Annotated in this window: 9 protein-coding genes and 1 rRNA gene; 3 read left to right on the forward strand and 7 right to left on the reverse strand. The window is 72.2% G+C overall.

Annotated elements, in window-relative coordinates:
• Nucleotides 1–13: 13 nt before the first annotated feature.
• The 5 genes from ABZ914_RS39015 to ABZ914_RS39035 form a co-directional block, all read right to left on the reverse strand.
• Nucleotides 14–196, reverse strand: a complete 183-nt coding sequence (locus tag ABZ914_RS39015) for a hypothetical protein (RefSeq protein ID WP_500199527.1) — start codon at nucleotides 194–196, stop codon at nucleotides 14–16.
• Between the two features lie 104 nt (nucleotides 197–300).
• Nucleotides 301–1,455, reverse strand: coding sequence for an acyl-CoA dehydrogenase family protein (locus tag ABZ914_RS39020; RefSeq protein ID WP_500199529.1), 1,155 nt, complete (start codon nucleotides 1,453–1,455; stop codon nucleotides 301–303).
• Nucleotides 1,452–3,419 (reverse strand): acetyl/propionyl/methylcrotonyl-CoA carboxylase subunit alpha, encoded by a 1,968-nt coding sequence (locus ABZ914_RS39025; RefSeq protein ID WP_500199530.1) that lies wholly within the window; start codon nucleotides 3,417–3,419, stop codon nucleotides 1,452–1,454. The genes ABZ914_RS39020 and ABZ914_RS39025 overlap by 4 nt, the downstream gene beginning before the upstream one ends.
• Nucleotides 3,420–3,426: 7 nt before the next feature.
• Entirely contained in the window at nucleotides 3,427–5,019 is a 1,593-nt protein-coding gene (locus tag ABZ914_RS39030) for an acyl-CoA carboxylase subunit beta (protein ID WP_500199532.1), read from the reverse strand.
• Nucleotides 5,016–7,001, reverse strand: coding sequence for an acyclic terpene utilization AtuA family protein (locus tag ABZ914_RS39035; protein ID WP_500199534.1), 1,986 nt, complete (start codon nucleotides 6,999–7,001; stop codon nucleotides 5,016–5,018). The genes ABZ914_RS39030 and ABZ914_RS39035 overlap by 4 nt, the downstream gene beginning before the upstream one ends.
• Before the next feature lie 102 nt (nucleotides 7,002–7,103).
• Here ABZ914_RS39035 and ABZ914_RS39040 point away from each other — a divergent pair, with 102 nt between their 5' ends.
• The 3 genes from ABZ914_RS39040 (at nucleotide 7,104) to ABZ914_RS39050 (ending at nucleotide 8,854) form a co-directional block, all read left to right on the forward strand.
• Nucleotides 7,104–7,715: a TetR/AcrR family transcriptional regulator gene (locus ABZ914_RS39040; protein WP_433136519.1), complete on the forward strand. Its 612-nt coding sequence runs from the start codon at nucleotides 7,104–7,106 to the stop codon at nucleotides 7,713–7,715.
• A gap of 96 nt (nucleotides 7,716–7,811) precedes the next feature.
• Nucleotides 7,812–8,117 (forward strand): YciI family protein, encoded by a 306-nt coding sequence (locus ABZ914_RS39045; RefSeq protein WP_500199535.1) that lies wholly within the window; start codon nucleotides 7,812–7,814, stop codon nucleotides 8,115–8,117.
• Nucleotides 8,114–8,854 (forward strand): hypothetical protein, encoded by a 741-nt coding sequence (locus tag ABZ914_RS39050; RefSeq protein ID WP_500199537.1) that lies wholly within the window; start codon nucleotides 8,114–8,116, stop codon nucleotides 8,852–8,854. The genes ABZ914_RS39045 and ABZ914_RS39050 overlap by 4 nt, the downstream gene beginning before the upstream one ends.
• Nucleotides 8,855–8,876: 22 nt before the next feature.
• Here the strand turns inward: ABZ914_RS39050 and ABZ914_RS39055 are convergent, their stop codons facing one another.
• Both ABZ914_RS39055 and rrf read right to left on the reverse strand, forming a co-directional pair.
• Nucleotides 8,877–9,794 (reverse strand): alpha/beta fold hydrolase, encoded by a 918-nt coding sequence (locus ABZ914_RS39055; RefSeq protein ID WP_500199538.1) that lies wholly within the window; start codon nucleotides 9,792–9,794, stop codon nucleotides 8,877–8,879.
• 82 nt (nucleotides 9,795–9,876) lie between these two features.
• Nucleotides 9,877–9,967 (reverse strand): 5S ribosomal RNA (gene rrf, locus ABZ914_RS39060); the annotation flags it as partial.

A 9,967-nucleotide genomic window follows, 5' to 3' on the forward strand; every position in this document is an offset into this window, starting at 1 on the left:
GGCACGGCGGGCGTCAACCGTTGATGTTGATGTTGACGTTCGTGTTGTGGTCGCCGCAGCAGTGGTGGCAGCCCCCGGCGATGGCCGCGGGCGCGGCGGCGGACGCCGTGGAGGCCGACGCGCCCGTGGAGAGGCCGACGAAGCCGGCGAGCAGCGCGGCGACGGTCAGGACCAGGGCAGAGAGAAACTTCCGCATGATCATCCCTTTCGTTCGTTATGCGGCGGTCGCTCCGCGATGGTCCCCTTGTGGGCACTCTCTGTAACGCTTCCATCGCCATAAGTAGGCAAAGGCGCGGCGGGTCAGTACGACTTGGGCAGCCCCAGCGAGTGCTGCGCGACGAAGTTGAGGATCATCTCCCGGCTGACCGGCGCGATCCGCATCAGCCGGACGACCCCGGCCAGCATCCCGACGCCGTACTCGGTGGTGAGGCCGTTGCCGCCGTGGGTCTGGATGGCCTGGTCGACGCAGTGGATCGCGGCCTCGGCCGTCGCGTACTTCGCCATGTTCGCGGCCTCGCCGGCGCCCATGTCGTCGCCCTCGTCGTACAGCCAGGCGGCCTTCTGCCCCATCAGCCGGGCCAGCTCCAGCTCGATCTTGGCGGCGGCGAGCGGGTGCGCGAGGCCCTGGTGCGCGCCGATCGGCGTCCTGAAGACCTGCCGGTCCTTGGCGTAGGAGATCGCCTTGCCGAGCGCGAGCCGGCCGATCCCGGCGCCCATCGCCGCCGCCATGATCCGCTCGGGGTTGAGGCCGGCGAACAGCTGGAGCAGGCCGCCGTCCTCGTCGCCGACGAGCGCGTCGTAGGGCAGCCGGACGTCGTCGAGGTGGCAGATGAACTGCTTCTCCGGCGACACGATCTCCATGTCGATGGGGGTGAAGGTGAAGCCGTCGGTGCCCGTGGGGACGATGAACAGCGACGGCCGCAGGTTGCCCTTCTGGTCCTCGGTGCGGCTGACGAACAGCACCGCGTCGGCCTCGTCCACTCCGGAGATGAACGTCTTCTGCCCGTTCAGCACCCAGCCGTCGCCGTCGCGGCGGGCGGTGGTGGTGATGCGGTGCGCGTTGGACCCGGCGTCCGGCTCGGTGATCGCGAACGCCATCTTCACCGACCCGTCGGCGAACCTCGGCAGCCAGTGCTTCTGCTGCGCCTCGGTGCCGGACCGGGCGATGATCGTCGCGCAGATCGCCGGGGAGACGACCATCAGCAGCAGCGGGCAGCCCGCCGCGGCGAGCTCCTCGCAGACGGCGGCGAGGTCGCCGATGCCGCCGCCTCCGCCGCCGTACTCCTCCGGCACGTTGACGCCGAGGTACCCGAGCCGCCCGGCCTCGGCCCACAGCTCGTCGGTCTTCTCACCCGCGCGCGCCTTCTCGACGTAGTACGACGAGCCGTACTTGGCGCCCAGCTCGGCGACCGCTGCGCGCAGCGCCTGCCGTTCCTCGGTCTCGACGAAGCTCATTCGGGGGTTCCTTCCACGGAGATGACGGCGAGGACGGCGCCGGACTCGACCTGCCGTCCGGCCTCGACGTTCAGTTCGGCGACGGTCCCGGCGGCGGGGGCGGCGATGCGGTGCTCCATCTTCATCGCCTCCAGGACGACGAGGGTCTGCCCCTCGGCGACGGCCGCGCCGGGCTCGGTCTCGACCCGCACGACCGTCCCGGGCATGGGGGCGAGCAGGGAGCCGGGCGCGACCTGCGCGCTCGGGTCGGTGAAGCGCGGCACGGCCCGCAGCGCGACGGGGCCGAGCCGGGAGTCGACGAACACCTCGTCTCCGGCGGCGGCGACCGTGAACGTCTCGCGCAGCCCGTCCCGGTCGAGGACGACGCGGTCCGGTCCGGCGCTCACCAGCGCCGTTCCCGGGCACAGCTCGCTGACCAGGCCGTCGCGGCCGAGGCGGTAGTCGACGTCGACCGTGCCGTGCGGGCCGTCGAACGACCGGCGCTGCGGCTGCGACCGGACGTTGCGCCACCCGGACGGCAGCCCGCCGAGCACCCCGGCGGACGCGCGGGCCCGCGCCGCGCCGGCGAGCGCTGCGGCCAGCGCGGACACCGCGACGGTCTCCTCTCCGGCGAGCGGCGCGGCCAGGGCGTCCAGTCCGATCCGGTCGAGGTAGCCGGTGTCGGTGTCCCCGGCCAGGAACGCCGGCTCCTCCAGGATGCGCACCAGCAGGTCGCGGTTGGTGGTCAGGCCGTGGACGCGTGCGCCGCGCAACGCGGCCGCCAGGCGGCGCGCGGCGGCGGCGCGGGTCGGCGCCCAGGCGATGACCTTGGCGAGCATCGGGTCGTAGTGGACGCCGACCTCGCTGCCGCTCTCCACGCCGCTGTCGAGCCGCAGCCCGCCGGACGGCGGGACGGCGAACGCGGCGTCCACCCCGGGCACCTCGAAGGTGTGCAGGGTGCCGCTCGCGGGCCGCCAGTCGTGCGCGGGGTCCTCGGCGTACAGGCGGACCTCGATGGCGTGCCCGCGCGGCTCCACGTCATTGCGCGGGAGCGCGCCGCCCTCGGCGCACTCGATCTGCAGCCGGACGAGGTCGACCCCGTAGACGCACTCGGTGACCGGGTGCTCGACCTGAAGGCGGGTGTTCACCTCCAGGAAGTAGAAGCGGCCGTCCGGCGCGAGCATGAACTCGACCGTCCCGGCGCCGACGTACTCGATGGCGCGGGCGGCGTTCTCCGCGGCCGTGCACAGCGCGTCACGCAGCGCGTCGTCGACGGCCGGCGACGGCGCCTCCTCGATGATCTTCTGGTGGCGGCGCTGGATGGAGCACTCCCGCTCGCCGAGGGCGACGACGGTGCCGTGCGCGTCCGCGATGATCTGCACCTCGATGTGGCGGGCGCTCTCCAGCAGCGGCTCGCAGAACACGGTCGGGTCGCCGAACGCCGACTCGGCCTCGCGGCGGGCGCCGGCGACGGCGTCCGGCAGCTCGTCCAGGGTCCGGACGATCCGCATGCCGCGCCCGCCGCCGCCCGCGGACGCCTTCACCAGCAGCGGCAGGTCGGCGGCCGTGACCTGCGCGGGGTCCAGTTCCGGCAGCACCGGCACCCCGGCCGCCGCCATCAGCTTCTTCGCCTCGATCTTCGAGCCCATCGCGGCGATCGCGGCGGGCGGCGGCCCGATCCAGGTCAGGCCCGCGTCGAGGACGGCCTGCGCGAACGCGGCGTTCTCCGACAGGAACCCGTAGCCGGGGTGGACGGCGTCGGCGCCCGCCCGGCGCGCCGCGTCCACCACCTTCGCGGCCGCGAGGTAGGTCTCGGCGGGCGACGCCCCGGGCAGCCGCACCGCCGCGTCCGCCTCGCGGACGAAGGGCGCGCCCGCGTCGGGGTCGGAGTGCACGGCGACGGTCCCGATGCCGAGGTCCCGGCAGGCCCGGAACACCCGGCGGGCGATCTCGCCGCGGTTGGCGACCAGCACAGTCTTGATCATCTGCGACTCACATCCGGAAGACGCCGAAGCCGTCGGCTCCGCGCACGGGCGCGTTGTGGACAACGGACAGGCACAGGCCGAGGACGGTGCGGGTGTCGCGCGGGTCGATCACCCCGTCGTCGTAGAGCCGGCCGGACAGGAAGAACGGCAGCGACTCCGCCTCGATCTGCGTCTCGACGAGCTCGCGCATCGCACGGTCCTGGTCCTCGTCGTAGGCCTGGCCGCGCGCCTCGGCGGCCTGCCGCGCCACGATCGACAGCACGCCCGCGAGCTGCTGCGGCCCCATCACCGCCGACTTCGCGCTCGGCCAGGTGAACAGGAACCGGGGGTCGTACGCCCGGCCGCACATGCCGTAGTTGCCGGCGCCGTACGACGCCCCCATCACGATGGTGATGTGCGGGACCCTGCTGTTCGCCACCGCGTTGATCATCAGGGCGCCGTGCTTGATGATCCCGGCCTGCTCGTACTCCTTGCCGACCATGTAGCCGGTGGTGTTGTGCAGGAACAGCAGCGGCGTGTCCGCCTGGTTCGCGAGCTGGATGAACTGCGCGGCCTTCTGCGCCTCCGCGCCGAACAGCACGCCCTGCGCGTTGGCGAGGACCCCGACCGGGTAGCCGTGGATCCGGGTCCAGCCGGTGACCAGGCTCGTCCCGTAGAGCGGCTTGAACTCGTCGAACTCCGAGCCGTCCGCGATCCGGGCGATCACCTCGCGCGGGTCGAACGGGATCTTCAGGTCCTCGGGGACGATCCCCGCCAGCTCCTCCACGTCGTACCGCGGCTCCTCGACGGGGCCGGGCGCGGGGCCGAGCTTGCGGTGGTTGAGGTTCTTCACGATCTGCCGCCCGATGCGCAGCGCGTCCGCCTCGTCCGCGGCCATGTAGTCGGCGAGGCCGGACGTGCGGGCGTGCATCTCGGCGCCGCCGAGCTCCTCGTCGTCGGCCTCCTCACCGGTCGCCATCTTCACCAGCGGCGGCCCGCCGAGGAACACCTTCGCGCGCTCCTTGACCATGACGACGTGGTCGCACATGCCCGGGATGTACGCGCCGCCGGCGGTGGAGTTGCCGAACACCAGCGCGATCGTCGGGATCCCAGCGGCCGAGAGCCGGGTCAGGTCGCGGAACATCCGGCCGCCCGGGATGAAGATCTCCTTCTGCGTCGGCAGGTCCGCGCCGCCCGACTCGACCAGGTTGATCACGGGCAGCCGGTTCTCCAGCGCGATGTCGGACGCGCGGAAGCTCTTCTTCACCGTCCACGGATTGCTGGCGCCGCCCCGCACCGTCGGGTCGTTCGCGACGATCATGCATTCGACGCCCTCGACGACGCCGATGCCGGTGACGACGCTCGCGCCGACCGGGAAGTCGCTGCCCCAGGCGGCGAGGGGGCTGAGCTCCAGGAACGGCGAGTCGGGGTCGAGCAGCAGCTCGATCCGCTCCCTGGCCAGCATCTTCCCGCGCTTGCGGTGCCGGGTGACGTACTTCTCGCCGCCTCCCTCCAGCGCCTTGGCGTGCTCGGCGTCCAGCGCGGCCAGCTTCTCCAGCATGGCCGCGCGCCGCTCCCGGTACTCCGGGCCGCCGGTGTCGAGCGTGCTCTTGAGGGTCAACGGACTCCCTCCGGGTTCTCGATGTTCTCCGCCGCCGGAGCCTCGGCCTTGGCCCCGGTCTCAGTCCCGGCCTTGCCCTCGGCCTTGCTCTCGGCCCTGTCCTCGGCCTGCGGGGCGAGCAGGGTTTCGGGCACGTCGGCGAGGCGGGACCGCAGCCACTCCCCCAGGGCCTTGCCCTGCGGGTCGAACCGGGTCGAGGCGGACACGCCTTCCTGCAGCAGGCCCTCGACGACGAAGTTGACGGCCCGCAGGTTCGGCAGGACGTACCGCCGGACGCGGTGGTCGCGGGTCTCGGGCATCAGCTCGTTCAGCCGCTCGACGGTGAGGAAGGGCTCCAGCCACCGCCACTGCGCGTCCGTGCGGGCCCAGACGCCGATGTTGGCGTCCCCGCCCTTGTCTCCGCTCCGCGCCCCCGCGACGCGTCCCAGTGGAACCCGCACCGTCCGTCCGGCGGGCGGGGGCGGGTTGTCCACAGAACGCGATTCGACTTCCGGGGCAGACCCGGCGGGCTGGACACTGGAAGTGGGGTCGCCCCCCTGGGCGGGCGGGGGCCGCCTCCCATGCGCCTCGACTTCCGGCTCCTCCCGCGCCTCGACGCCCGCCTCGTCACGCGTCCCGGCGCCCGGCTCGTCCCGTGTCCCGGCGCCCGGCTCGGCGACGACCGGCGCGGCGGGGATCGGCACGCGCTTCCCGTCGGGCAGGACGGCGACGTGCTCGACCTCCCCGTTGGGCACGAACGCCGGCTTGTACACCCCGTACGGGCCGCCCTTCCCGGGCGGCGACGTCATCGTGAACCCGGGGTATCCGGCCAGCGCCAGCTCCACGACCGCCCCGCTGAACCGGCGCCCCACCTTCTCCGGGTCCGGGTCGAGGACGGCGCACCGCAGCAGCGAGGTCGCCGCGCCCTGCGAGGCCGGATCGGTCGCGGGGGCGCCGATGAGCGTCCATTCGACGCGGGCCGGCGGCGCGTCGCCGAACGCGGCCTCGAGCTGGGCCTTCGCGAACGCCGCCTTGGCCTCGATGCCGAGTCCGGTGAGGACGAACGTCATCTCGTTGCGGTGACCGCCGAGGTGGTTCAGGCACACCTTCGTCGTGGCGGGCGGCGGCGAGCCCTCGACCCCGCCGATCCGCACCCGGTCGGGGCCGTCCTCCGCCAGCTCGATGGTGTCGAAGTGCGTGGTCACGTCGGGGCCGGCGTAGGCGGGCGCGCCGATCTCGTACAGCAGCTGCGCCGTGACGGTCTCGACGGTCACGGCACCGCCCGTCCCGGGATGCTTGGTGATCACGCTGGAGCCGTCGGCGTGGATCTCCGCGAGCGGAAAGCCCAGTGGCTTTACATTGTAGATTTCTTCGAAGAAGGCGTAGTTGCCGCCGGTCGCCTGCGCCCCGCACTCCAGGACGTGGCCGGCGGCCGTCGCCCCGGCCAGCGCGTCCCAGTCGTCGCGCGCCCATCCGAAATGCGCCGCCGCCGGCCCCACGACCAGCGACGCGTCCGTCACCCGTCCGGTGACCACCACGTCCGCGCCGGCCCGCAGGCACTCGGCGATGCCCCACGCGCCGAGATAGGCGTTGGCGGTGAGCGGGCCGCCGTAGCGGGGATCGGCCAGCCCCAGCTCACCGGCGCGCGGCAGCAGGTCGTCCCCCTCGACGTGGGCGATCCGCACGTCGACGCCGAGCCTGCCGGCCAGCTCGCGCAGCCGCTCGGCGAGCCCGCGCGGGTTCAGCCCGCCGGCATTGGTGACGATCTTGACGCCGCGCTCGGCGGCGAGCCCGAGGGACTCCTCCATCTGGCGCAGGAAGGTGGACGCATACCCGGCCCCGGGGTCCTTCATCCGGCTCCGGCCCAGGATCAGCATCGTCAGCTCGGCCAGGTAGTCGCCGGTGAGGACGTCCAGGGGACCGCCCTCCAGCATCTCCCGCACCGCGCTGAAACGGTCGCCGTAGAAGCCCGAGGCGTTACCGATCCGCAAGGGTCGACTCATGGCCAGCACCCTGCCAGCCCGCTCTGAAAAAATCAATCGCGCTTGATTGTTTTTCGGCGGCAGGATTTGGTTGACTGGAGGGCCACCCGAGCCGAGGAAGAGATGACCACGCAGGCGATCCCCCGAGAACCGCAGCAGGACCGCAGCCGCGCGACCCGGCGGCGCCTCCTGGAGGCGGCCGTCGACTGCCTCGCGTCGATCGGCTGGGCCGGCACCACGGTCGCCACCGTCGCCGAACGCGCCGGGGTGTCGCGCGGCGCCGCCCAGCACCACTTCCGCACCCGCGAGGAGCTGGTCACCGCCGCGGTCGAGTACGGCTCGGAAGTGCGGATGGCGCAGATGCGCGAGCACCTGGACGCGCTCGCCGACCGCCGGCCGTCCACCCTCGACGTCGTCACCCTCCTCGGCGAGATGTACACCTCGCCGCTGTTCCGCGCCGCGCTCCAGCTGTGGGTCGCCGCCAGCTCCGACGAGCAGCTCCGCGCGCAGGTCCTGCCGCTCGAGGCCCGGGTGGGGCGCGAGGCCCACCGCCTCACCGTCGAGGCCCTCGGCGCGGACGAGTCCGTGCCCGGCGTCCGGGAGACCGTGCAGGCAACTCTCGACCTCGTCCGCGGCCTCGGCCTCGCCGACCTGCTCACCGACGACTCGGCCCGCCGCGGCGGGCTCCTGCGCCAGTGGGCGGCGACCCTCGACATGGCCCTGTCCGCACGCTGAACCGCGCGCCCGGCCATCGCGCTCTGCGAAGTCGACGGCCCGCCTGCCCGCTGGAAGACTTGACCGGTACACCGGACGATCATCGAAAGGGCGGGAATGCTGCATCTGCTGAGGCTGGAGTACACGGAGTCGGAGGAGGCCGCCGGACCCCACGTCAAGGATCACGTGGCGTTCCTCGACCGGCATCACGCCGCCGGCACCTTCCTCGTCTCCGGGCAGACGGTCCCGTCCGAGCAGGGCGGCCTCATCATCGCGGCGGGCGTCGACCGCGCCACCGCCGAGAAGATCGCCGGCGACGACCCGTTCGTCCGCGCCGGCGTCGGCCGCTACACCATCACCACGATCGTCCCCGGCCGCGCCCACCCTGCCCTCGCCGAGCTGCTGGCGCCGTTCGGTCCATGACCGGCGAGCCTCTCCAGGACTTCCGTCCTGGCGACGTCCTCCGGATCTCCTGCCCGTTCACCGAAGCGACCGTCACCGCCGTCCATCCCTACAACGTCGCCGTCCGCTGGCCGTGGTGGCAGGTGGACCCCGCCAGCGATTTCTTCCACTGGAACGGCGACGTCGCGCTCCCCCGCGGCTCCTCCCTGGATGCGGAACACCGGTTCTTCACGACGATCCCGGACGCCGACGCCCTCGCCGCCGGCGACCGCTGCAAGGTCGGGATACCGCCGATGATCGTCCACGTCATGTCCGTCGAGCACTTCGACCCTCCGCTGGAGACGGGGCGCCTCCCCCGCCCGCACCGGCACGTCGTCGTCCTCCACCACGGCGAATCCGAGGACCCCGACGCGGAGTACCAGGGATACGTCATCGACCCCGACGACGATCAGCCGATCGCCATGGACCTCGTCTTCCGCCCGTACGCGTTCCTGCACCCCGACGACGAGCTGGCCGACGCCGCCGGACGCGCCTGGCGCTTCGTCGCACCCTGGGACTGGCGCCCCTTCGACGGCGGCACCGGCGCCCCCGCCTGGCCGCTGACCCTCCTCTACCGCGACGGCGCCGAACCGACGGCCGCGTCGATCAACGCCGTCGCCCAGGCGACCTCCACGGGCTCCCACGCTGAACAGCTCGCACAATGGCAGCGCCTGACGGACGCACATCCGCCCGAACGCACTCAACCCATCTCTGGGTGAAGGACGGCGCGCCGGGCGGTACTCATCTCGTGTGCGCCTCCAGAGCATCGATGATCATGGGCCAGAGCTCGCGTGGACGGTCATGCCCCATGTCGGGAATCAGCAGGAGTTCCGCGCCGGGCACGAGCTCCGCGGTGCGACGGCCGCCGCTGGGATCGATGAGCGTGTCGTCCAGGCCGTGCATCACCAGGGTCGGCACCCGGAGCTCCCGGAGGGCATCGGCACGCGAGCCGCTCAGGATCATCGCTCCGAGCTGACGCCCGACGCCGGCGGGGTAGTAGGCCCGGTCATAGGAGGCAGCGGCCAGCTCCCGCAGTGCGGACGCGTCGCCATAGCGCTTGGAGGCCCACACCAGTTCCCGTTCCGCCGCCGCGACATATCCGTCGCGATCCTGGAGCTTCGGAGCGAAGAGCACCGCCCTGGCCTCGGGGCTGGATCGGCCGTACTCGCTCTCGCCCGTCGACGACATCATCGACGTCAGCGTCAGCACCCGCTCCGGCCGGGTGATGGCCATCGTCTGGGCGATCATTCCGCCCATCGAGGCTCCGACGACGTGGGCCCGCTCGACACCGAGCGCGGTCAGGAGCCCGAAGCCGTCGTCGGCCATGTCCTTCAACCTGTAGGGGACCATCGCCACCGCGGAGGCGATGTCCCCCGAACTCACGGCACCGATGAAGCGCCCCATGTCGACCGGATGATCGTCGAACCTGGTCGACAGCCCGCAATCGCGGTTGTCGAACCGGATCACATATCGGCCACGAGCCGCCAGCGCACGGCAGAAGTCCTCATGCCAAGCGATCATCTGAGCGCCGAATCCCATGACGAGCAGAACGGGAGCGTCAGCGGGATCGCCGAAGCTCTCGTAGGCGATGGACACCCCGGGCGACACGTCAGCGATCGGCATATCCGCAGCCTGCCAGGGCCGGCGGCTGAAGCGCATCTCAATATCCCGAGGCCCCGGGCCGATGCACATAGAAATGCGAAAGGCCCCGCCGTGAACGGCGGGGCCTTCCTCACAAAATGTCCGGCGGTGTCCTACTCTCCCACACAGTCTCCCATGCAGTACCATCGGCGCTGAAGGGCTTAACTTCCGGGTTCGGAATGGGACCGGGT

Source organism: Spirillospora sp. NPDC046719 (genome assembly GCF_040645715.1).
Taxonomy (GTDB): domain Bacteria; phylum Actinomycetota; class Actinomycetes; order Streptosporangiales; family Streptosporangiaceae; genus Spirillospora.